The organism is Vibrio atlanticus (assembly GCF_024347315.1).
Taxonomy (GTDB): domain Bacteria; phylum Pseudomonadota; class Gammaproteobacteria; order Enterobacterales; family Vibrionaceae; genus Vibrio; species Vibrio atlanticus.
This window is the reverse complement of record NZ_AP025460.1, coordinates 2,446,731-2,469,397: the sequence shown is the minus strand read 5'-3', so window position 1 is coordinate 2,469,397 and position 22,667 is coordinate 2,446,731. Positions and strand designations below refer to the sequence as shown.

At 45.5% G+C, this 22,667-nt stretch carries 16 protein-coding genes and 7 tRNA genes; 10 read left to right on the top strand and 13 right to left on the bottom strand.

Features of this window, described 5'->3' with window-relative positions; all coding sequences use genetic code 11:
• Positions 1-47: 47 nt before the first annotated feature.
• From yfbR to OCV30_RS10990, 3 genes are all read right to left on the bottom strand, one after another.
• Positions 48-632 (bottom strand): 5'-deoxynucleotidase, encoded by a 585-nt coding sequence (yfbR, locus tag OCV30_RS11000; protein WP_065679314.1) that lies wholly within the window; start codon positions 630-632, stop codon positions 48-50.
• Positions 633-743: 111 nt separating this feature from the next.
• Entirely contained in the window at positions 744-2,120 is a 1,377-nt protein-coding gene (locus OCV30_RS10995; protein WP_102265919.1) for an IS4 family transposase, read from the bottom strand.
• A 194-nt stretch (positions 2,121-2,314) separates the two neighbouring features.
• Positions 2,315-3,547, bottom strand: a complete 1,233-nt coding sequence (locus OCV30_RS10990) for a pyridoxal phosphate-dependent aminotransferase (RefSeq protein WP_065679258.1) — start codon at positions 3,545-3,547, stop codon at positions 2,315-2,317.
• A gap of 296 nt (positions 3,548-3,843) precedes the next feature.
• Between OCV30_RS10990 and OCV30_RS10985 the strand changes: the two genes are divergently transcribed.
• The 7 genes from OCV30_RS10985 to OCV30_RS10955 all read left to right on the top strand — a co-directional run bounded on the left by OCV30_RS10985 (position 3,844) and on the right by OCV30_RS10955 (position 11,565).
• The gene (locus OCV30_RS10985; protein WP_050648016.1) at positions 3,844-5,151 is read left to right on the top strand and encodes an isochorismate synthase; all 1,308 of its coding nucleotides are present in this window, start codon (positions 3,844-3,846) and stop codon (positions 5,149-5,151) included.
• On the top strand, positions 5,148-6,872 hold the full coding sequence (menD, locus tag OCV30_RS10980; protein WP_065679259.1) for a 2-succinyl-5-enolpyruvyl-6-hydroxy-3-cyclohexene-1-carboxylic-acid synthase: 1,725 nt from the start codon (positions 5,148-5,150) through the stop codon (positions 6,870-6,872). Before OCV30_RS10985 ends, menD begins: the two co-directional genes overlap by 4 nt.
• A gap of 9 nt (positions 6,873-6,881) precedes the next feature.
• Positions 6,882-7,682, top strand: coding sequence for a 2-succinyl-6-hydroxy-2,4-cyclohexadiene-1-carboxylate synthase (gene menH, locus OCV30_RS10975; protein ID WP_017110064.1), 801 nt, complete (start codon positions 6,882-6,884; stop codon positions 7,680-7,682).
• A gap of 102 nt (positions 7,683-7,784) precedes the next feature.
• Complete coding sequence (gene menB, locus OCV30_RS10970) at positions 7,785-8,651, top strand: 1,4-dihydroxy-2-naphthoyl-CoA synthase (RefSeq protein ID WP_065679260.1); 867 nt, start codon at positions 7,785-7,787, stop codon at positions 8,649-8,651.
• Positions 8,652-8,726: 75 nt separating this feature from the next.
• Entirely contained in the window at positions 8,727-9,734 is a 1,008-nt protein-coding gene (menC, locus tag OCV30_RS10965) for an o-succinylbenzoate synthase (RefSeq protein ID WP_065679261.1), read from the top strand.
• Positions 9,735-9,785: 51 nt separating this feature from the next.
• Positions 9,786-11,216 carry an o-succinylbenzoate--CoA ligase gene (menE, locus tag OCV30_RS10960; RefSeq protein ID WP_065679262.1) on the top strand — a complete coding sequence of 477 codons (1,431 nt, stop codon included), beginning with the start codon at positions 9,786-9,788 and terminating at the stop codon, positions 11,214-11,216.
• Positions 11,217-11,397: 181 nt separating this feature from the next.
• Positions 11,398-11,565, top strand: coding sequence for a hypothetical protein (locus OCV30_RS10955; protein ID WP_017100591.1), 168 nt, complete (start codon positions 11,398-11,400; stop codon positions 11,563-11,565).
• 171 nt (positions 11,566-11,736) lie between these two features.
• On the opposite strand, the gene OCV30_RS10950 is transcribed toward OCV30_RS10955, so the two are convergent.
• The 3 genes from OCV30_RS10950 to OCV30_RS10940 all read right to left on the bottom strand — a co-directional run bounded on the left by OCV30_RS10950 (position 11,737) and on the right by OCV30_RS10940 (position 15,284).
• Positions 11,737-12,657, bottom strand: a complete 921-nt coding sequence (locus OCV30_RS10950; RefSeq protein ID WP_065679263.1) for a YeiH family protein — start codon at positions 12,655-12,657, stop codon at positions 11,737-11,739.
• Positions 12,658-12,801: 144 nt separating this feature from the next.
• Complete coding sequence (locus tag OCV30_RS10945) at positions 12,802-14,676, bottom strand: MFS transporter (protein WP_065679264.1); 1,875 nt, start codon at positions 14,674-14,676, stop codon at positions 12,802-12,804.
• 17 nt (positions 14,677-14,693) lie between these two features.
• Entirely contained in the window at positions 14,694-15,284 is a 591-nt protein-coding gene (locus tag OCV30_RS10940) for a TetR/AcrR family transcriptional regulator (protein WP_012604487.1), read from the bottom strand.
• Between the two features lie 197 nt (positions 15,285-15,481).
• On the opposite strand from OCV30_RS10940, the gene OCV30_RS10935 reads away from it, so the two are divergent.
• Entirely contained in the window at positions 15,482-16,405 is a 924-nt protein-coding gene (locus tag OCV30_RS10935) for a Tim44 domain-containing protein (RefSeq protein WP_065679265.1), read from the top strand.
• A 440-nt stretch (positions 16,406-16,845) separates the two neighbouring features.
• Here the strand turns inward: OCV30_RS10935 and OCV30_RS10930 are convergent.
• The 7 genes from OCV30_RS10930 to OCV30_RS10900 all read right to left on the bottom strand — a co-directional run bounded on the left by OCV30_RS10930 (position 16,846) and on the right by OCV30_RS10900 (position 18,053).
• Positions 16,846-16,930, bottom strand: a tRNA-Tyr gene (locus tag OCV30_RS10930).
• 102 nt (positions 16,931-17,032) lie between these two features.
• A tRNA-Tyr gene (locus OCV30_RS10925) sits at positions 17,033-17,117 on the bottom strand.
• Between the two features lie 102 nt (positions 17,118-17,219).
• Positions 17,220-17,304, bottom strand: a tRNA-Tyr gene (locus OCV30_RS10920).
• Between the two features lie 102 nt (positions 17,305-17,406).
• Positions 17,407-17,491, bottom strand: a tRNA-Tyr gene (locus tag OCV30_RS10915).
• Between the two features lie 102 nt (positions 17,492-17,593).
• Positions 17,594-17,678 (bottom strand) — tRNA-Tyr (locus OCV30_RS10910).
• A gap of 102 nt (positions 17,679-17,780) precedes the next feature.
• A tRNA-Tyr gene (locus tag OCV30_RS10905) sits at positions 17,781-17,865 on the bottom strand.
• 103 nt (positions 17,866-17,968) lie between these two features.
• A tRNA-Tyr gene (locus OCV30_RS10900) sits at positions 17,969-18,053 on the bottom strand.
• 389 nt (positions 18,054-18,442) lie between these two features.
• Between OCV30_RS10900 and OCV30_RS10895 the strand changes: the two genes are divergently transcribed.
• Positions 18,443-19,519, top strand: coding sequence for an efflux RND transporter periplasmic adaptor subunit (locus tag OCV30_RS10895; protein WP_065679266.1), 1,077 nt, complete (start codon positions 18,443-18,445; stop codon positions 19,517-19,519).
• Entirely contained in the window at positions 19,519-22,632 is a 3,114-nt protein-coding gene (vexH, locus tag OCV30_RS10890) for a vibriobactin export RND transporter permease subunit VexH (protein WP_065679267.1), read from the top strand. Before OCV30_RS10895 ends, vexH begins: the two co-directional genes overlap by 1 nt.
• Positions 22,633-22,667 lie beyond the last annotated feature (35 nt).

Sequence of the window (22,667 nt, the reverse complement as noted above, 5' to 3'; positions counted from 1 at the left end):
CCTATCAAATTGATTTATTTAGCTAATTACACTCAACTTATACCCAGCTAGCTTATCTCGTCTAGTGATAATTCAAAGCTCGGCGCAAATGTGGTGAGAAAGTAGTCCATTTCTGGGCTTTTTCGCTGCTTGAGTGTTTGTTCCAGTCTACGCTTGGCTTGCTCGTATTCATGATTGCCCGCACTGAGTTCTTCCAAGCATTTTAGGTAAGCACAGATGGTGTCGGCCTGCTTGACGATGCTTTGTTCTTCTTTGCTTGCTGTGCCTGAAATTAGGAAAGGTGCGAAGTCGTCTCGGAATTCTTCTGGCAGCATTGAAAGCAGTCTTTGCTCTGCCGCCGCTTCTATCTTCTTGTACTCTTGTGCGATGTCTGGGTTGTAGTATTTAACCGGAGTTGGCAAGTCTCCAGTCAGTACTTCACTGGTGTCATGGTACATGCCAAGCAGCGCAATGTGCTCAGGGTTGAGCTGACCATTAAACTTCTTATTTTTGATAAGCGCCAAGGCATGGGCGACGAAAGCGACCTGTAGGCTATGCTCTGAAATGTTTTCGCTTGAGACTGAGCGCATGAGCGGCCAACGTTGAATTAGCTTCATACGTGCGAGATGGGCAAAGAAGTGGCTCTGTTTCATACGCGTCCTTTCTAAATAGTGTTCCACTCGTATTTTGTGTTTACACAGGCATACGAGACAGCGGATACAAAAAAGGCTCCCAAACAGGCTGTCTCTTGATCACAAGTCTGGTTAATCAAGAGACTTAGCGAGTTCATACCCTTCAAGGATGGTTTGTAACCTAAGCCATCCTTGCCATAACGTCTTTATAGAAGCGCGACCTGTTCGCTTGGTATTCTTCCAACCACCTAACCGAGCAATACCGTTGTAAGCCCATGATATATTAGGCGCTTCTTTCGGTAGTTTTTTGCTCTCCAACTTGAGCCACATTAACTTCCACGCTTTGCCTTTTAATACCTGCTCACAACTGCTCTTAGATAACTCGTCTGATTCATTCATAAACCTCAACTGGAGTAACCGAGTCGCGATAAAAGCCAAAACGACGCTGAGCCTTTCTAAGTTATCCTTACTTTGCATTCTCAGTTGCTCAACTTCAGTCCCTTCACTTTTCCAGACTTTATGAAAATCTTCTATTAGCCAGCGCCGCTCATAATAACTGACGATTTTGAGTGCCTCTTCCTTGCTCGTTATCGGCTCTGAAGTCAGTAAGTGCCATGCGAGCTTATTACCACTCTCTCCTTGTTCTATACATCCCACGTAGTAAAGCGGAATGTTATCGAACTCTTTCTTGTTAGCAGGAGACTTGAGTGTCACGGGGGCATATTTGATATCTAAATGAGCCTTGCGAGCTTTACGACCGCCTTTTTGCGGTATTTCGAGCACTTTCTCTCCGGCTGATAACAGGGTAGAGGCATAGCTATAAAGACGATTATCATGCTCTTCAATACAGCGGCTTTGCATTGAGCGAACGAGGAACCTTTGTTGTTGCTCTCGCTTGTAAGTGAGGTATTCAAATAGGTCGGCTTCTCTATCGCACACAGAAATGACATCCGAAATTTTATCGCCAAGTCGCTCAGCGACATGGCGAGAGGCTTGTTCCCACTTATAACTTTCTTTCTCTTTGTATGGTCGAGTCGCATGCTGGTGCCTTTGACCTCGCTTTTCTATATCACGAGTCCAGCGCTGTTGTTCAATTAAACCAATAACAGATTGAGTGTCGGGAGCAAAAAGTAAGGTTGAGTGTACGAACATGGCGCGATGTCGATTGCCTTGATTGGAGTGCCCGAGTTCATCTCGAATGCTGCGATGGGAGTAACTGAGAGAAGTGGTGTCTTCTAAGGCAAGAAGTGTCTGTTGCTCTAATGCTTCTTGTGCGGTGACATAAAAACCCGCTTCTGCGATATCTTCTGCTTTGATTTGCTCATTACGGATGAAGCGATAAGCCCCTTCCATTTCAGCAGGGGAGATAATGAGTTTCGAGACGGGTACGCCAGGCTGCTCGGCCAGTGAGGCTGCGAGAGCAACGAGTCTTTGAGTGCGTCTAGGGTCATTAAGGTGGGCTTGACCGAACTGTTTTTGTGCCCAAAGGGTTGGCTCTATATAGGTCATGATAATCATCCTTGTCATTGCTTAGATGATCAGATCATGAAACCTAAAAATAGTTCAAAAAAAATCCCCAAGCGTGGCTTAGGGATTTGTGTATAAGAGACAGCCCAAACAGGAGCCCTTTAAGCATAGAAGTGAATGAATACAAGTTAAAGTCTTTTAAAACAGCAAATTGTAGCCATCTTTCTTTGTGCTTATTAACCTTCGATGAGGTCGTCTTGGCTGTAAGTCTGCAAGAAGCGCTCTAGACGACCAATCGCGATTTCTAGATCTTCGATATGTGGCAGAGTCACGATGCGGAAGTGATCCGGTTTTGGCCAGTTGAAGCCAGTACCTTGAACCAATAGCACCTTCTCTTGCTTAAGGAAGTCGAGCACAAACTTCTGATCGTCTTTGATGTTGTACATGTTGGTGTCGATCTTAGGGAACAGGTACATTGCGCCTTTCGGTTTCACACAAGAAACGCCAGGGATCTTGTTGATCAGCTCCCATGCGCGGTCGCGTTGCTCAAGTAGTCGACCGCCTGGCAGAATCAGTTCATTAATACTCTGATAGCCGCCGAGCGCGGTTTGGATCGCGTGTTGCATTGGCACGTTGGCACACAAGCGCATCGAGGCCAGCATTTCTAGCCCTTCAACGTAGCCTTTCGCTATGTGCTTTGGACCCGTTAAGAACATCCAGCCACCACGGAAACCACATACACGGTAAGCCTTAGACAGACCGTTGAATGTGACCATTAATACATCTTCGGCAAGCGTTGCAACTGAAGTGTGTACGGCACCGTCGTAAAGCACTTTGTCGTAGATTTCATCAGCGAAGATAATCAAACCGTGCTCACGAGCAATCTCAACAACTTGAAGTAGGAAATCACGGCTGTATACCGCACCCGTTGGGTTGTTCGGGTTGATAAGAACGATGCCGCGCGTCTTTGGTGAGATCTTCGCACGCATGTCATCAAGGTCTGGATACCAATCTGCATCCTCATCACACATGTAGTGAACCGGTGTACCACCAGAAAGTGCAACAGACGCTGTCCATAGTGGGTAATCCGGAGCAGGAACTAAGATTTCATCACCATTATCCAGTAGCGCCTGCATAGACATCACGATAAGCTCTGATGCGCCGTTGCCAATGTAAACGTCTTCTACATCAAGGTTACGTAGACCTTTTTTCTGGTAATGCTGAACAACCGCTTTACGGGCTGAATAGATGCCTTTTGAGTCGCAGTAACCTTGAGATGTCGGTAGGTTACGGATTACATCAACAAGGATTTCATCAGGGGCGTCAAAACCAAATGGGGCGGGGTTACCAATATTAAGCTTCAGTATTTTATGCCCTTCTTCTTCCATGCGCTTAGCATGTTTGAGTACAGGCCCCCTGATTTCGTAGCATACATTGTTGAGTTTTGACGACATCCCGATATTTTGCATTGCCGATTTCCTGAAATTAATTTAAATACTTTATTAAAGTACCGCAAAATGGGGTTTGATAGAATAAAAATCTGATGAATGTCGCATTTCAGTGTCACGTTTGGTCTTTTTGTTGTCACTCTTTTCTAAATTTTAATTAATCGCTTTCTTTGTTATTGGCTAAGGTGAATAAAGGGGCTAGATCGCTTAAAATCACACGAATGTTCAAAAGATATAGTAGATTCTTGATCTAAGTGGGTGCTGCCCATAAAGTATCAAACTAATATAATAATAATTTAGATGTGAACGAGGTCGATTTGTCACATTTCCAGCAAACTATCTCCGCTTTGATTGAGCGAGTACAAAATGCCCAAGCAAGTGAAGTTCGTTGTGTTGAAGTTCTAACGCAAAAACCATCGTTTGCATTTATAGAATGGCTTCATGCTCAACCGCTCTTTCCAAAGTTCTACTGGCAGTCACGTGATACTCGTGAAGAGGTCGTTGCGCTCGGGCAATTACATACTTTTTCTGATCCCGCTCCCGCGTACGCTATTCTTGGTGAAGACCAACGAATCTGGGGTGGGCGCTCGTTTGACGGGCACACCGCAAAAAACCGTCGTTGCATGGAATCGTTTTTCTTCCTTCCTCAGGTTGAACTGATCCGCTTTGACAAGACTTGGTCGTTAGCCGTCAACTTATCTCCTGATCGCGTTGCTTCTATTAATGCTCTAAATAAGCTTTCTGTTGAAGCGGCGATATTGGCCCCTTTGTCGGCGCACATTGAGCAGATTAACCACGTTCCAGAACGAGAGCTGTGGGGCAACCTTGTCGATAAAGTGCTGAAAGGCATTAGCGACGAAGAGTACAAAAAAGTCGTTTTAGCGCGTAAAACCACATTGCAACTCGATGCGCCAATCTGCGCGGCTCAGTTGCTTAAGGCCAGCTACCTGCAAAACCATCACAGCTTTCACTTTATGTTGGTATTGGATTCCAAACACAGCTTTATCGGCTCAACGCCAGAGCGTTTGTACAGTCGATATGGCACTGAGCTTGATACTGAAGCGCTTGCTGGAACCATTGGTCGCGGAGAAAACGCGACAGAAGATATGGAGTTAGCCAATTGGCTTTCTCAAGACAGTAAAAACCTCAATGAAAACCAGTATGTGGTCGACGACATTATTGAGCGTCTCACTCCTCATTCTCAAACGGTACACGTTGAAAAAGAGGCGCGCCTAGTGCGTTTGCGTAAGGTGCAACATCTTAAACGTAATATCCATGCTCAGCTCAATAACGGCGTCAATGGTGTGCAGTTGCTTGCTGCCTTACAGCCGACGGCTGCGGTAGCGGGTTTACCGCGCAAAGAAGCGATGGATTTCATACTTGAACATGAACCGTTTGCGAGAGGTTGGTATGCAGGCTCTGTTGGCTATATTAGCCATCAACGCGCTGAATTCTGTGTCGCGATTCGAAGTGCCTTGATTGTAAACGATCAAGTACAACTGTTTGCGGGTGCCGGGATCGTACCGGGATCGGTTGCTGAACATGAGTGGCAAGAGTTGAATAAGAAAATGTCGACTCTGCTCAGCTTAATTTCAGATCATCCACCATTGGGTGTGGCGTCATGAACCACGACCAAGCCGTATTAAATAGAGTTTGGTGTAATACGTTACTTGAAGAGTTAGCCCGCAGCGGCGTTGAACATGTTTGTGTTGCGCCAGGCTCGCGCTCAACACCATTAACACTCGAAGCCGAAGCCAATCCAAAACTGACACTGCACACGCACTTTGATGAGCGTGGGCTTGGTTTTCTTGCGTTAGGTTTAGCAAAAGCCAGCAATAAGCCAGTTGCCGTGATTGTCACCTCTGGTACTGCTGTTGCAAACCTTCTTCCTGCGACGGCTGAATCTGGACTGACACGAGAGAAGCTGATTTTGCTGACCTCTGATCGACCTATCGATTTAGTCGACTGTGGCGCTAATCAAGCGATTCAACAGCAAGGCATCTTTTCTTCCCATGTTGAAAGTGCTTTAAATCTACCCAGTCCAACCACACAGATTTCATTGAATTGGCTTCTGACATCCGTTGATAACGCGCTAGCGAAACAACGCAATGTTGGCGGTGTGATTCATATCAACTGTCCGTTCCCTGAGCCTCTATATTCTGCGAATAGCGCGGAAATGTATGCGGAATACACATCCAGTATCACTGGGTGGAAGTCGGGAACAGGTTGTTACAGCCAAACGTTTTTACCTAATCAAGTGAATACACAACCGATTGCTCTAGGTGAGTATCTTGGACGTAAGGGTGTGGTTATTCTCGGTTCGCTCGATATTGAACAAGCGACAAAAGCTCAGCAGTTTGCTACTGCATTAGGCTGGCCAGTTTTTTGCGATCCTCAATCAGGTGTCAGCAGTGATTGGAAACATTATGATTTGTGGATGCAGAGTGACGTAGCCAAAGCGCAACTCAACCAATGTGATTTCATCCTTCAGTTCGGTGAGCGTATTGTTTCTAAGCGCCTTAATCATTGGATAAAGTCGCAAGCTTCATCATTCTGCTCATCACAATACATTGTTGTGTCGCCAGATACGCACCGAATCAACCAAGATCATCTGCCTCAAACCCATATCGTTGCTGATATCGAGTCGTGGGTGTCAGAACAGCACTTACCCACCTTGTTAGGTCAACATGCAGGTTGGGCAGCACCTTTGGTCGAAATCGCGAATACGGTTCAACAATTGGCATTGGCGCAAATATCCAATAATGACCAACTGACCGAGTTGAGCGTTGCAGTTGACTTGTCGACTAGACTTAAAGACAGAGAGTTGTTTGTGGGAAACAGCTTGATGGTAAGGCTGGTGGATATGCTGTCATCAATATCTGCAAATCAAGTTTACAGTAATCGTGGCGCATCGGGCATTGATGGCTTGGTAGCAACGGCTGCGGGCGTGGTGAAAGCCAACCAGAACCCCTTGATAATGTTGATTGGCGATACCTCTTTGCTTTACGACCTCAATTCACTGGCTCTGCTTACTCACAATGTAACGCCGATGGTGATTGTTGTGACCAACAATGATGGCGGTGCGATCTTTGACTTGTTGCCTGTTCCTGAGCAACAAAAACAATCTCTATATCAAATGCCCCATGGTTTCGGTTTTGAACATGCCGCTGCGCAATTCCAGCTTGGTTATGCGGCGCCAGAAACTTTGAATTGCTATCAAACGATTATCGAACAACATTTCGAACAAGGTCAGGGTACCTTGCTCGTTGAAGTTAAGACGCCTCCCGAACAAGCGTCTACTTTGCTGAAACAATTCAGTTCAATGCTCACCGAGGCATTAGCCTAAGGACTTTACATGCTTTACTCCAACTATTACCCAGCTGTACAAGAATCTTCTGACAAACCTTTGCTTGTTTTTCTACATGGTTTACTCGGAAGCGGGGATGATTGGAGCGCATGTCATCCATATCTAGAGGATTTTCCTCGTCTTTGCATAGATTTGCCCGGGCACGGACAAAGTCGCTTTATCGATCCGGTAGGCTTTGATCATTGCTGCAAGAAAATCGTTCAGTGCATCACTTCTCAACTTGCTCTCAACGATCTTCCTGCGGATTACCCTATCGTGGTGATTGGCTACTCTATGGGGGGCAGGCTTGCCATGTATGGGGTGACAAGCCCTTGCTTCGAAACGCTCAATCTTGAGAAAGTCATTATTGAAGGTGGCAACTTTGGTTTGGAGCGTGATGAAGAACGAGCACAAAGGTTAGTACATGATACGCAATGGGCTGTCCGCTTTGCGCAGCAGTCGATTGAAGATGTTTTAGACGATTGGTATCAACAAAGCGTCTTTTCTTCACTAAATCATGAGCAAAGACAAACTTTGGTCATAAAGCGTAGTGGTAACCTTGGAGTATCCGTAGCAAATATGTTGTTATCTACTTCGTTAGCTAAGCAACCGGATTTACGTGCCACATTGAAATCTCATGAGCATCAATTGCATTATGTGTGTGGTGAAAAAGATCGTAAATTCATGGAGCTAGCTGAGAATAGTGGCTTTGAATATAGTCAGGTTGATTACGCTGGTCATAATGTTCATTTTGAGCAACCAGAGTTGTTTTCCAACCTGATCATCCAATGTATCGCCAGTCGTCGCTAAACAGACTGAGCGGTTCTCTCGTATAAAGCACTATCAAAAGCAGAGCAACACCGTCACGACTATTCGTTAGTCGTGGTCTCTAATAGAACAATGGGAATCACCATGGCTAAAACAGTAGGCATCACAGAAGAAGAACTTTACGCAGCAGTTAACTGGCGCGATGAAAGCAGTCAATTTGAGGATATTCAGTACCACAAGTCTGACGACGGTATTGCGAAAATCACGATTGCTCGTCCTCAAGTCCACAATGCGTTCCGTCCACAAACCGTAAAAGAGATGATCAATGCATTGGCTGATGCTCGTTATGACGAGAAGGTTGGCGTAATCATTTTGACGGGTCTTGGTGAGAAGGCGTTCTGTTCTGGTGGTGACCAAAGTATTCGTGGTGACTACGGCGGCTACCAAGATGATTCAGGTACACACCACCTGAACGTACTTGATTTCCAACGTCAAATTCGTACTTGTCCAAAACCAGTTATCGCAGCGGTATCGGGTTGGGCAGTAGGCGGCGGTCATGTACTTCACATGATGGCAGACCTTACGATTGCTGCTGAAAGCGCGCAGTTCGGTCAGACGGGTCCTAAAGTGGGTTCTTTCGATGGCGGTTGGGGTGCTTCTTATATGGCTCGTATCGTTGGTCAAAAGAAAGCGCGTGAAATCTGGTTCTTGTGCCGCTTCTACGATGCACAAGAAGCACTGGACATGGGCCTTGTAAACACTGTTGTTCCTGTTGCTGACCTAGAAAAAGAGACCGTTCGTTGGTGTCGTGAAGTGCTTCAACACAGCCCAATGGCACTGCGTTGCTTGAAAGCGGCACTGAACGCTGACTGTGATGGCCAAGCCGGTCTTCAAGAGTTGGCGGGTAACGCAACCATGATGTTCTACATGACAGAAGAAGGCCAAGAAGGCCGAAACGCATTCAACGAGAAGCGTCGACCTGATTTCGACAAATTTCCGCGTAACCCATAGTCTTTCTCTTCTTTAAAATGAGTCGCTAATAGCGGCTCGTTTTGTTTTGATGTTCCCCGTTTTTTAGGAAACTTTATGAACTCAGTGAATTCTCAGCGTCACGCTAAACTCTACCGTTATCAATTACCTATGGATAGTGGTGTGATTCTTCGTGACAATAAGTTGAACGAACGCGTTGGCTATATCATCCAACTTGAGTGTGATGGTAAAACTGGTTTTGGCGAAGTTGCGCCTTTGCCAGGTTTTAGCCAAGAAGATGCTGAACAAGCTGGCATTCAGCTGCAACACGAATTAGAGCTTTGGAGTCACAATAACCCTCAAACGCCTTTTGATGAGTTATATCCTTCTGTTGCCTTCGGTTTTTCGATGGCGATGATGGAACTACGAGGCGAACTCAATGCTGAAGGTAATTACCAAGCGGCACCGTTATGTACAGGAGATCCTGATGAATTGATCCCTGTGCTGAATGAGATGAAAGGCGAGAAGGTCGCCAAAGTAAAAGTCGGTCTCTACGAAGCGATTCGTGATGGCATGCTGGTGAGCTTATTCCTTGAGTCTATCCCTGATTTGACCCTAAGACTTGACGCCAACCGCGCGTGGAAACCAGAGAAAGCGAAGCAGTTCATTAAATATATTTCGCCGTCACTTCGTCAGCGCATTAGCTTTATTGAAGAGCCTTGTCAGAAACCAGAAGACAGCTTGGCCTTTGCCATCGACCACGGTGTGGCGATTGCATGGGATGAGACACTACAAGAAGCGGTGCGAAGCCCTGAGTTTGATCTTAGTGACTTAACGGGTGTTAAGGCGGTAGTGATTAAACCAACCTTGATAGGCTCAGTAGAGCGTTGTGTTGCTATCATTGAACGCGCGCAACAACTTGGTATTAAACCTGTACTAAGCTCAAGCATAGAGTCTAGCCTTGGCTTAACTCAGATTGCTCGATTGGCACAACAGTACTTGCCTAATGAAGTTCCAGGGCTTGATACGATTGGCTTGTATCAACAACAGCTAGAAGTCTCTTGGCCGGGTTGTCAGCTTCCAGTTTCAACGCTTGAACAGCAACAATTGATTTGGTCTTCTTAGGCTGACGTTCGACTGGCTTAGACCGTTCTCAATCTATAACTTGGTTATCTTATGATGCGCCCACAATCTAATCATCACCCGCTCTGGGTACAGTGGGCGCAGCAGAACCCACATCAAACAGCGTTAGTGACTCCTAACCGCGCTTACACTTGGCAGCAAGTGTCTGTGCTGGTGAGTGAGTACCAACAACAGTTGTCTCATCAAGGCCTATCTGAAGGCGATGTGTTGACGATTGTTGGTAAGAACCAAGCTGAAGTGATTCCAGTTTATCTTGCCGCACTCAATTTGGGTGTGGTTTGTGCGTTTACCATGCCTCAGCCGAAAGCTCGTTTAACGCAGAAGCTTGAATCTCTCTATGGTCAGCAAGACAGACGTTACCTTTGGCTATTAGATAGCTGTGGGTTAGATCATTCTGATGCTGTTGACCTCAAGACGGTATTGGTGGCGCTACCTTGCTTGAACGAAGTTAAGGTCGATGGTGATGACAAACCAACAACACCGAAAAATCCTAATTTCAATCCTCAAAACCTTGCAAGCATCGTATTCACTTCTGGCTCTACCGGAAACCCGAAAGCGGTGGTTCACACGTTGCAGCAACACTTATGTTCAGCTCAGGGTTTACTAGACGCTTTCAACTTTGAACAAGCTGACAGTTGGTTGCTTAGTTTACCGATGTACCATGTGTCGGGATTGGCGATTGTCCATCGTTGGTTGGCGGCTGGTGGCTGCATCAAAATAGGGTCAGGTCAACTTGAAACAGACATCGAAGGTTGCAGTCATGCCTCTTTAGTGGCTACTCAACTACATAGGTTATTGCAGAGTAAGCAAGCACTTACTTTAACTCATGTGCTTTTAGGCGGTAGCCATATCCCAGAAGCGCTAGGGCTTGAAGCTCAACAAATGGGCATTGAAACTTGGCTTGGATACGGTATGACAGAAGCGGCTTCAACAGTGACCGCGAAGCCAGTCGATTCTAGTAATACTGCAGGTTTTGTTCTCGACCAACGCCAGCTAAAAATTGAAGATCAACGTATCTTTATTGGCGGCAATACGCTTGCTTCTGGGTATTACTATCAGGGTGAGGTAACGCCATTAGTTGATGAGAACGGTTGGTTCGACAGCAAAGACCTCGGCGAGTGGGATGGCGAACAAGTGTCGATCATTGGTCGTGCTGATAATCAGTTTATTTCTGGCGGTGAGAATATTCACTGTGAGGAAATTGAACGAGCACTGAATCAGTTATCTTTAATCAATCAGGCGTTTATTGTTCCAATTGAAGATGATGAGTTCGGGTTTCGACCTGTCGCTATTGTGGATTGTGCTGAACTGCCAACCAAAGAGTGGCTTGCTGAGCAATTGAATGGCCGTCTTGAGCGGTTCAAATTTCCTGTTGAGTATTATCGAATGCCTAAGCACGAACAACAGGGTATTAAGGTCTCACGCGCTGGATTGGCACAGTGGTTGTCTCAGCATAGGAGTTAAAGGTAAGCGCTTACCTCGACGTTATTTGCGAAGTTGTTAGGTGATTCAGTTGTTAGGTGACTAAGTTGGCAGGTGGTTAGTTAATTTAGCAATTAGATAGTTCAAAACAGAATTTATTATCTTTATAACCATCCATCATAATAAGCTCTATAAATAACGGATTATAGAATAAGGTCTTATTATGAAAGTTGCCCTCATCATTGCGGTTTTGCTGCAGATAGGCCAAGCGCTCGTTTCGTCAGGACTGACTCGTTCATTGGCTGAACTCACTGCATTTGTGCTGGTTGTGGTACTTGTTTTAATGAAAAGAGAGAGCAAGAAGAGTGATAAGCCCCTATTTGATTCGTGATTGTTGTAACAAAGAATATCTTTACTACAAACGATATTTTCACTAAAAACGATAAAGGCAAAGCCCATTAGAGCTTTGCCTTTTTGTTTTGTCATTCGCTAATCTGTTTGTCTGGTTAATACATTAACCAATCTACAGTGCTTCTTTACGTATTGGGTGTAATTAGGCGTATTATACGAGAGTTAACCACGCTAATGAGCCTGTCGAAATCATCGTCCACATTGTAATACCAAACATCAATGGCTTCGGCCCTGCAGCTTTAAGCTTCTCTACTGAAATACCGCAACCAATCAAGAATAGACACACCACCAGTGCACGCTTAGACACATCAAAGATACCTTGATAGACCATCTCAAATTGTGGCAGCAAGTCACTAACAGCAATAGCAGCGCAATAGAAGAAAATGAAGTAAGGAATCGTAATCTTCTTTTGATCGTTCTTGAAGATCATTGCACTGACTAACGCGATTGGGATGATCCAGAGTGCGCGAGCGAGTTTCAATGTGGTTGCTGTGGTCAGTGCTTCTTCGCCATATGCTGATGCTGCGCCGACTACAGAGGAGGTATCATGAATCGCGATGGCAGCCCATGTTCCGAAAGTTTGTTGGCTTAACTCTAGTGCATGGCCAATCATTGGGAACAAGAAAAGGGCGACCGAGTTCAACACAAATACAGTGGCTAACGCCAAGCCAATCTGTTCATCATCAGCTTTGATGGCCGGTGCTACGGCGGCAATGGCGCTACCACCACAAATTGCGGTACCAGAAGAGATAAGGTAACCCGTGGTGCGATCTAATCCCATGCGTTTTGCCAAGAACCAACCAATGACCAAGGTACCAATAATCGTCGTTACAATGAGGCCAATACCATCGCCTGTTACCGCTAATGCTTTCTCAAACTGAATGCCAAAGCCTAAGCCGACAATCGAGTAGGCCAGTAGCTTCTTGGTGAGTTTGCCTACTTCTAGATGCTCAGGGACTAAACCTAAGCTCGCAAGAAGGAAACCGATCACGAGTGCCGTCGGTGAACTCACCCATGGGGTTAAGCAAAACAGAGCAGCAAGATAAAATGGAACAGACTTTTTTAGATTCATTATATTTAATTCGTCGCGTCTAGTATTGGCAGCGTAGTGGAAGACTATACGCTTAACGCAATGGTAAGTAAGTCTAAATGAATTGAACAAACGTTAAGTAAAACTAAACGTTTGTTCCGCTGATATGAATAAAGGCTTGGTTATTTAGCGTAGTGAGCCGCGAAGATCAGAGACTGACTGTCGAAGAGTGTCGCATGAAGCTTCCTTAGCTAGCATAGGTTCGGCAGCTTCTATCTCTAACTTAGCCCTGAAACGGGTGGGTAGCCCCTTGAAAGCTTGACCTTTATAACGACTGAAGTAACTGCCCCATAACCCTTTAAGTGCCATTGGAATCACAGGCACGGGAGAACGTTTGATAATCAGCTCCATGCCACGCATGAATTCGGCTACTTCGCCATCATCGGTTAGCTTGCCTTCAGGGAAAATACAGACGATGTGCCCTTCATCTAGGGCTCGTTCAACTTCTTTGAAAGCGTTTCTAATCGAGTTTCGGTTGGTTGCGGAGATTGGAATAACTCCTGCTCTTTTTAAGAATCGACGTAGTGGAGGAAGTTTGGCGTAATCCTCTTCCATCACAAACCGAATCAAGCGAGGGCAAACCGCACTCAGAAGCAGTGCATCCATATAACTCACATGGTTGCAAACGATCAATGCACCGCCATTCTCTGGAAGATGGTGTAAGTTCTTGTGCTTAACTCGGTACATGGTGTGAGTGACCACCCATGTAAAGAAACGGAAAGCGTAGATAGGAACCTGATAAAACAGGTACAGCATAACCAAAGTATTCCCTATCGCGAGCAACACAAACAGCTGTGGAATAGAAAGATCGAGAACACTCAGGCAAACAATACCCAAAACGGCGCTTCCCACCATGAATAGTGAATTGTAAATGTTGAGCCCGGCAATCACTTGAGCGCGTTCATCTGGTTTCGCTCGTAACTGCATCAGAGAATACAGAGGAACAATGAAGATACCGCCAGAGACACCTAAGAGCAGAAGATAAGCAAACAGCGGCCACAGCTCTGAATACGTCACGAATTGATGGAAAGAGGTAAATTCAGGCAAGGACTCAGGAATGGATATCGCCATCAATAGCCCAAAAATCGACATACCTAGGCTACCCATTGGTACGATGCCGATTTCAATTCTGTGATTTGACAACTTATCGCAAGCCAAAGAACCTATCGCAATACCGACCGAGAATAGAGCTAACAAAAAGGCAACCGAGCTTTCAGTGCCGTTCAAGTGGAGCTTTGTGAAGTTTGGAAACTGAGTTAGATAAGCAGCGCCAAGGAACCAGAACCAGCTGATAGACATCAGTGCTTGAAACGTTGGGCGATCTTTTTTTGCAATCGCCAGTGTCGCGCGGGTTAGCTTTACTGGCTGCCACTTCACTTTCAGATCTGGTGCGTTACTCGGCGCTTGTGGAATAAAGCAGCTTGATACATAGCCAAGCAGGGCGAAAGAAACAATACATACCGCAGCAATGAGCTTCGCGCTTTCTTCAGATGCAATAATACCGGCGCCTAAAGTACCAATAAGGATGGCTAAGAATGTGCCGGTTTCGACTAAAGCGTTGCCGGATACCAGTTCTTTTGTTTCTAACTGTTGTGGAAGCAGTGCGTATTTCACCGGGCCAAAGAAGGCACTTTGCGTTCCCATTAGGAACAGAAGTAGGAGTAGTATCCCGTAGCTTTCGTAGATAAACCCGATCGCACCCAGTGACATGATCGCTACTTCAAGGAGCTTAACTTTACGTATAAACCAAGATTTTTCGTATTTGTCAGCCAGTACACCAGCCAAAGCAGAAAACAGGAAGAAGGGCAGAATGAAAAGACCAGCGGCCAAATTAATGAATAGGTTGCTGGAAATAGGCAGCGTATCTACGCTGGCGAAAGCAACAAACAGTAACAGAACATTTTTGAATATGTTGTCATTAAAGGCGCCTAGAAATTGAGTAATAAAGTAGGGTAGGAACCTTTTTTGCGTTAACAGCGAAGATTGGCTGCTGTTGTTCATTGTCTTTCCTTGGATGATTACCAGTTGGTTAAGTAGTTTGAGATTAGGTTATTGATCAACTCTTTACCATCGATAGGTTCAGAGGCAAAAAATTTATCATCAACGCTAAGTAGAGTAATTCCATGTACTCCAGACCATAATACACGGCTGGCTTTAATGACTTCGCTTTCTGTGTGTTCAGGCGCAATAGCTACCAGCAATTGCTCTAACATACCTGTCATTCTATCAATACGGTTCGATTGCCATTCAGGAAGGTTTTCACCATTCATGTTGTGCTCAAAGATAAGCTGCCAACGGTGAGGGTGTTTTTGTGCAAAATCGTGATAGCAGTATGCAAGATTGAAAAGAGCCTGTTGAGGGTTGCTCGATTGTTCAACCGCAGAAGCAGATTGGGACGACAGTTCATCTAATGTTTGAGCAACAACGTGTAAAAGGAGTAGGTTGTAGTTACCAAATACATTCACCAAGGTGCTAGGGACATAACCAATCATATTGGCAATTTTACGTAGACTTAGCTCGTGATAAGAGTGCTCTTCTAAGAAGTCGGTTACCGTCTTTAAGGTTAATTGCACTAATTGTTCGCGAGTATGATCGTTTCGTCTTGCCATGAGTACTTTCTATTAAATGAACATCGTTCAATATTTTAATGCTGCCCCAGAGTGCCGTCAATCCCTTCGCTAGTTTAGTAATCAATTAATAGCCGCAATATTATGATACATGTGTAAACGTCGTGAATATTTCATTGTTCTTTGTTAACGAGTATGATTAAGGTGTCGAAAGATAAAAAAACCTATAAAGGATAATAATGAAACGATTTTTCTCACTAGTCGCGATTCTGTTGGTAACAGTCGCGGTGACGCCAATCGCGGAAGCGAAAAAGTTTGGTGGTGGTAAGTCATTTGGCAAAAGCTTTAAAACGGCTCCAGCACCAAAACAACAAAACACAAATTCGATCCGACAAGATCAAACTGGCAAGAAAACAGCAGCAGCTAACTCTAGCAAGAAAGGCCTTATGGGCGGTCTGCTAGGTGGTTTACTTGCTGGTGGTCTTTTAGCTGCATTCTTTGGTGGCGCATTTGAAGGTATCCAGTTCATGGATATTCTGATCATGGGTCTGATTGCTTTCCTAGCGTTTAAATTCCTACGCGGAATGTTGGGCGCGAAGCAGGGCTCAATGAATCAGCAGAATGCACGTGGCCAACAGCCAGCATTCGGCGGCATGGGTCAGAACAAGTTTGAACAACCTAAGCAACAACCAAATGTTCATAACTTCGAGCAAGCACAGCCTCAATCACAACCTCATTCGCAAAATAGCGCTGGTGGTTTCGGTTTTGGTGCACAAAGCGATGTTCCACATAACTACCCACCAGGTTTTGATCAAGCGGCATTCATCAACGGTTCTCGTGAGCACTACCGTACACTGCAAGGTGCATGGAATCACAACGAGCTAAACACGATTGAAGAATACGTATCTCCAAGCCTATTTGAAGACCTTAAAGCTGAGCGTAACAAGCTAGACGGTGATCAGCACACAGACGTAATGTACGTTGATGCTGAAATCGTTCGCGCAGACCACGATGGTAGCAAAGCACAGCTAAGCCTTCAGTTTAGCGGTCGCTACCGTGACACCGCAGACGGCATTGAAGAAGATATCACTGATATCTGGCACTTAGAGCGTGACCTAACGATTCAAAATGCACCTTGGTTAATTGTTGGTATTCAAGGTTAATTCCACGATTTAACTAAACATCTAATTGAAAGCCCCTGCTGAGAAATCATCAGGGGCTTTTTTGTGTCTAATGATAGGTATCTGTAAGTCGCAGCAGGGAAATTGGCTTTGAGCTTTTTTTTTGTGGGGGGAAGAGTTTTAGATTCACGAAGCAATGCCAATATGACTAACACGTGGTGAACCGACAAAGAACATGTATCGACCAATTGCTTAGGCTGCGTTGCTTATCTGGTTTGTGAGCGTCATGTTGAAGTGTGGGATCACTGATGTTTGAATAGGCTAGTTCGCTTAGTCTTTTTTGCAGTATTGGGTTGGTGTAAGTTGAGGGCGGTGTTTAGAAAGATAAGTTTAGAAAGACACGTTTAGAAGGATACAGAGCTCAGAAACGAAAAAAGCCAACTCAATGAGTTGGCTTTTCGATTTTCCAATTAAGGAGAATATGGTGGAGGGAGACGGATTCGAACCATCGAAGGCAGTGCCGGCAGATTTACAGTCTGCTCCCTTTGGCCACTCGGGAACCCCTCCAGGGTGTGTCTTACTTTTCACAAAGTAAGCCTAAATTGATGTTTTCCCATAAGCCCATCAATCAGGTTGTTCTCTTAACTCTCGAAAGAGGTAAGAAGAATATGGTGGAGGGAGACGGATTCGAACCATCGAAGGCAGTGCCGGCAGATTTACAGTCTGCTCCCTTTGGCCACTCGGGAACCCCTCCAGGGTGTGTCTTACTTTTCACAAAGTAAGCCTAAATTGATGTTTTCCCATAAGCCCATCAATCAGGTTGTTCTCTTAACTCTCGAAAGAGGTAAGAAGAATATGGTGGAGGGAGACGGATTCGAACCATCGAAGGCAGTGCCGGCAGATTTACAGTCTGCTCCCTTTGGCCACTCGGGAACCCCTCCAGGGTGTGTCTTACTTTTCACAAAGTAAGCCTAAATTGATGTTTTCCCATAAGCCCATCAATCAGGTTGTTCTCTTAACTCTCGAAAGAGGTAAGAAGAATATGGTGGAGGGAGACGGATTCGAACCATCGAAGGCAGTGCCGGCAGATTTACAGTCTGCTCCCTTTGGCCACTCGGGAACCCCTCCAGGGTGTGTCTTACTTTTCACAAAGTAAGCCTAAATTGATGTTTTCCCATAAGCCCATCAATCAGGTTGTTCTCTTAACTCTCGAAAGAGGTAAGAAGAATATGGTGGAGGGAGACGGATTCGAACCATCGAAGGCAGTGCCGGCAGATTTACAGTCTGCTCCCTTTGGCCACTCGGGAACCCCTCCAGGGTGTGTCTTACTTTTCACAAAGTAAGCCTAAATTGATGTTTTCCCATAAGCCCATCAATCAGGTTGTTCTCTTAACTCTCGAAAGAGGTAAGAAGAATATGGTGGAGGGAGACGGATTCGAACCATCGAAGGCAGTGCCGGCAGATTTACAGTCTGCTCCCTTTGGCCACTCGGGAACCCCTCCAGGGTGTGTCTTACTTTTCACAAAGTAAGCCTAAATTGATGTTTTCCCATAAGCCCATCAATCAGGTTGTTCTCTTAACTCTTAAAAGAGGTAAGAAGAAATATGGTGGAGGGAGACGGATTCGAACCATCGAAGGCAGTGCCGGCAGATTTACAGTCTGCTCCCTTTGGCCACTCGGGAACCCCTCCAGGGTGTTTTTCCCTAACTCATAATGGATAGGCTAAAGAGATGTTTTTCCCAACGCATCTCTCAAGTGCGGAGCGCATCATAGCAAACACGTTAAACCTGTAAAGGGTTTTTCTTATGGTTTTGTGTTAAATGCTGCCTTTTTGGGCAAAGATGGCGAAAAGTACGCATATTGCTCGTGAAGTGAACATCTGTATTAAGATTTACGTACTGATAGGTAACACCTTGAGGTAATTAGCTTTCTGTATCGCGTTTGGTTCGTGTCATTCGTCATGAAACGTCAATTGAATTTAACTTAGATTTACACTTCTTGACGTTACAGCATTCATCAGTTGATAGAATACGGTTAATTTCATTTATAGATATTAAACCTTACTTGCAGACCATTATTATGAAGCATAAATCTGTTTTAACCCTGCTTAGCTTGTCTATTCTTATGGCGTCTCCAGCCGCACTAGCTAAACGCATGGGCCCTAGCACTGTCACTGTTGTTACTGAGCAAGTTGATATTCACCAAGTTAGCCAATCTCTTTCTTTGGTAGGTAAGTTAGAAGCAGAACAATCTGTGACCATTACCTCTGAAGTAGCGGGCAGAGTTGACTCTATCAACATCAAAGCCAATCAAGATGTCACCAAAGGGCAGATGTTGGTTCAATTAGATGACGACAAAGCAAAAGCTGCAGTTGCAGAAGCGCAAGCGTACCTAAAAGACGAGCAACGTAAGCTAGCGGAATTCCAACGACTAGTGAAACGTAATGCGATTACGCAAACTGAAATTGACGCTCAGAAAACGAACGTAGAGATCGCCAATGCTCGCCTAGCTGCCGCAAATGCCAATCTTAAAGACTTACACATCAGCGCGCCTTTCTCTGGCACGGTCGGTTTTATCGACTTTAGCCGCGGAAAAATGGTGACAGCAGGTACTGAGCTTGTGACTTTAGATGATTTGTCTGTGATGCAGTTAGATCTTCAAATTCCTGAGCGTTACCTTTCTAAGCTGTCTAAAGGCATGACAGTGACGGCTCGCACCAGTGCGTGGGGCGAGACTCAGTTCACTGGCACAGTGGTAGGCATTGATTCTCGTATTAATGCTGAAACCTTGAACCTTCGAGTTCGAATCCACTTTGACAACAATAATGATTACCTAAAGCCGGGCATGCTAGTGGCCGCTGATATGGATTTCCCTCCTGTAGAAGCGCCGATTATCCCAGTTCAAGCGCTTGAGTATTCTGGTACTAAGCGTTTCGTCTATGTTATTGGCGAAGATAACAAGGCGACTCGTACCGAAGTGTTCTTGGGTGCACGAATCGATAACGAAGTTGTGATCGACAAGGGCATCGAGATTGGTCAGAAGATCGTAGTGCAAGGTATCGTGAACATGCGTGACGGTGTTTTGGTTCAAGAACTTGCCGTTAATCGCCCTTCTAAACTTGATGAAAGTACAGCAGCACAAGAAGGCGCTAACTAATGTTGTTATCTGATGTTTCTGTGAAGAGACCAGTAGCGGCTGTTGTATTGAGCCTGCTTTTGGTTGTGTTTGGTATTGTCTCTTTCAATAAACTCGCAGTTCGTGAAATGCCCGATATTGAAAGCCCGGTGGTATCGATCAGCACTCGTTATGAAGGTGCATCTGCCACCATCATTGAAAGCCAAATTACCTCCAACCTTGAAGACCAGTTATCCGGCATCAGTGGTATCGATGAAATCGAATCTACGACACGAAACGGATCGTCACGAATCACCATCACCTTTGAACTTGGTTATGACCTCAATACTGGTGTGAGTGATGTGCGTGATGCGGTAGCGCGTGCTCAGCGTTCGTTGCCTGATGAAGCCGATGACCCGATTGTTTATAAGAACAATGGTAGTGGTGAAGCGTCGGTTTACATCAATCTCAGCTCGACGGAGATGGACCGAACGCAGTTAACCGATTACACCGAACGTGTGTTGATTGACCGCTTTAGTTTGATCTCGGGCGTGAGCTCAGTGGATATCTCAGGTGGCTTGTACAAAGTAATGTATGTGAAGCTGAAACCTGCTCAGATGGCGGGTCGTGGCGTGACTACCTCGGACATCACTTCTGCTCTGAACAGTGAGAACATTGAAAGCCCAGGTGGTGAAGTACGTAACGATGCGATTGTGATGTCGGTTCGTACTGCTCGTTCATATACTGAAGCCAAAGATTTCGAATACTTAGTGGTGAAACGTGCCTCTGATAACACACCTATCTACTTGAAAGATGTGGCGGATGTTTACATTGGCGCAGAAAACGAGAACTCGACTTTTAAGAGTGACGGCGTTGTTAACGTAAGTATGGGCATTGTGCCTCAGTCTGATGCCAACCCACTTGAGGTGGCTGACTTAGTCCATAAAGAAGTCGAAGCAATTCAAAAGTTCTTGCCGGATGGAACTCGCTTGGCTGTCGACTATGACTCCACTGTCTTTATCGACCGTTCGATCTCAGAGGTTTACAGCACACTCTTTATTACGGGTGGTTTGGTTATCCTCGTGCTTTACGTCTTCATTGGCCAAGCGCGTGCAACGCTGATTCCTGCAGTGACGGTTCCTGTGTCGCTAATCTCGTCGTTTATTGCGGCGTACTACTTTGGCTTCTCTATCAACCTCATCACCTTGATGGCACTTATCCTGTCTATCGGTTTGGTGGTCGATGATGCGATTGTGGTGGTTGAGAATATTTTCCATCACATTGAGCGTGGTGAATCACCATTGCTTGCGGCTTATAAAGGGACACGTGAAGTAGGCTTTGCGGTAATCGCAACCACGCTAGTACTGGTCATGGTGTTCCTACCAATCTCGTTTATGGACGGCATGGTAGGCCTTCTGTTTACTGAGTTCTCGGTACTGTTGGCGATGTCGGTGATTTTCTCATCTGTCATAGCATTGACCTTGACGCCGGTTCTGGGCAGCAAGATCTTAAAAGCGAACGTGAAACCTAATCGCTTCAATCAATTTGTTGAACGTGTGTTTGGTAAGTTAGAAGCTGGATACAAATCGGTATTGCGCCGTGCTCTAAACTGGCGTTGGGCTGCTCCAATCATCATTATTGCGTGTATGGGCGGTAGTTATGGTTTGATGCAACAAGTGCCTTCGCAACTGACGCCACAAGAAGACCGTGGTGTTATCTTTGCGTTTGTTCGTGGTGCCGATGCAACCAGTTACAACCGTATGTCTGCCAACATGGACATCGTTGAAGAGCGCCTAATGCCACTGCTTGGTCAAGGATTCTTAAAGTCATTCAGCATTCAATCGCCAGCGTTTGGTGGTAATGCGGGCGACCAAACGGGCTTCGTTATCATGATCTTGGAAGATTGGGACGAACGTGAAGAAACAGCACAACAAGCCTTGGGCGAGGTGCGTAAGTCTTTAGCAGGTATTCCTGATGTGCGTGTGTTCCCGTTCATGCCAGGCTTCCGTGGTGGTTCGAGTGAGCCTGTGCAATTTTTACTGGGTGGCTCTGATTATTCTGAGCTTCAGAAATGGGGCGAATTGTTAAAGCAAGCCGCTGAAGACTCGCCAATGATGGAAGGTGCGGACATCGATTACTCTGAGAAAACACCAGAGCTGTTGGTAACCGTAGATAAGCAACGTGCAGCCGAGCTGGGTGTTAGTGTCTCAGATATTTCAGATACTTTAGAAATCATGCTTGGCGGACGCAGTGAAACGACCTTTGTGGATCGCGGTGAAGAGTATGACGTATACCTTCGTGGTGATGAGAACAGCTTTAATAATGCTAATGACTTGAGCCAAATCTACATGCGAACTCAGTCTGGTGAGCTGGTTACACTCGATACGTTGACGCATATTGAAGAAGTAGCGTCTTCGATTCGTTTGTCGCACTATAACAAGCAGAAATCGGTGACCATCAAAGCGAACCTAATGGAAGGTTACACGCTGGGCGATGCTTTGGATTTCCTTGATGAACAAGCGATTGAGCAGCTACCGGGTGATATTTCAGTAAGCTACTCAGGCGAGTCTAAAGATTTTAAAGAAAACCAATCGAGTATCTTAGTGGTGTTCGCGCTAGCGATGCTGGTCGCGTACTTGGTACTGGCCGCGCAGTTTGAGAGCTTCATTAACCCGCTGGTGGTGATGTTCACCGTACCTATGGGTATCTTTGGTGGTTTCTTAGGTTTGGTGTTGATGAATCAAGGGCTCAATGTCTACAGCCAGATTGGTATGATCATGTTGATCGGTATGGTGACCAAAAACGGTATCTTGATCGTAGAGTTTGCTAACCAACTTCGTGACCGTGGCATTGAGTTTGAAAAGGCGATCATTGATGCTTCGGCTCGACGTTTACGTCCAATCTTGATGACGGCGTTTACCACACTAGCCGGTGCAATCCCATTGATTACTTCAACGGGCGCGGGTTATGAAAGCAGAGTGGCTGTGGGTACGGTTATCTTCTTTGGTATGGGCTTTGCAACTTTGGTTACTCTGTTCGTAATCCCAGCGATGTATCGACTGATTTCTGGCTCAACACGTTCTCCAGGTCATGTGGAAGCGGTTCTAAATAAAGAGCTGAGCCATGACAACGTGGGAAGAAGCTCTCACGGCTAATAAACACGCGCGGCTAATAAACATGGAATAGTGTA

Excerpts from the sequence above, each read along its gene's own strand:
- menE (WP_065679262.1), top strand. The coding sequence starts at position 9,786 with ATGATGCGCCCACAATCTAATCATCACCCGCTCTGGGTACAGTGGGCG.
- yfbR (WP_065679314.1), bottom strand. The coding sequence starts at position 632 with ATGAAACAGAGCCACTTCTTTGCCCATCTCGCACGTATGAAGCTAATT.
- vexH (WP_065679267.1), top strand. The coding sequence starts at position 19,519 with ATGTTGTTATCTGATGTTTCTGTGAAGAGACCAGTAGCGGCTGTTGTA.
- OCV30_RS10935 (WP_065679265.1), top strand. The coding sequence starts at position 15,482 with ATGAAACGATTTTTCTCACTAGTCGCGATTCTGTTGGTAACAGTCGCG.
- OCV30_RS10950 (WP_065679263.1), bottom strand. The coding sequence starts at position 12,657 with ATGAATCTAAAAAAGTCTGTTCCATTTTATCTTGCTGCTCTGTTTTGC.
- menD (WP_065679259.1), top strand. The coding sequence starts at position 5,148 with ATGAACCACGACCAAGCCGTATTAAATAGAGTTTGGTGTAATACGTTA.
- menB (WP_065679260.1), top strand. The coding sequence starts at position 7,785 with ATGGCTAAAACAGTAGGCATCACAGAAGAAGAACTTTACGCAGCAGTT.
- OCV30_RS10990 (WP_065679258.1), bottom strand. The coding sequence starts at position 3,547 with ATGCAAAATATCGGGATGTCGTCAAAACTCAACAATGTATGCTACGAA.
- OCV30_RS10955 (WP_017100591.1), top strand. The coding sequence starts at position 11,398 with ATGAAAGTTGCCCTCATCATTGCGGTTTTGCTGCAGATAGGCCAAGCG.
- OCV30_RS10945 (WP_065679264.1), bottom strand. The coding sequence starts at position 14,676 with ATGAACAACAGCAGCCAATCTTCGCTGTTAACGCAAAAAAGGTTCCTA.
- menC (WP_065679261.1), top strand. The coding sequence starts at position 8,727 with ATGAACTCAGTGAATTCTCAGCGTCACGCTAAACTCTACCGTTATCAA.
- menH (WP_017110064.1), top strand. The coding sequence starts at position 6,882 with ATGCTTTACTCCAACTATTACCCAGCTGTACAAGAATCTTCTGACAAA.
- OCV30_RS10995 (WP_102265919.1), bottom strand. The coding sequence starts at position 2,120 with ATGACCTATATAGAGCCAACCCTTTGGGCACAAAAACAGTTCGGTCAA.
- OCV30_RS10895 (WP_065679266.1), top strand. The coding sequence starts at position 18,443 with ATGAAGCATAAATCTGTTTTAACCCTGCTTAGCTTGTCTATTCTTATG.
- OCV30_RS10940 (WP_012604487.1), bottom strand. The coding sequence starts at position 15,284 with ATGGCAAGACGAAACGATCATACTCGCGAACAATTAGTGCAATTAACC.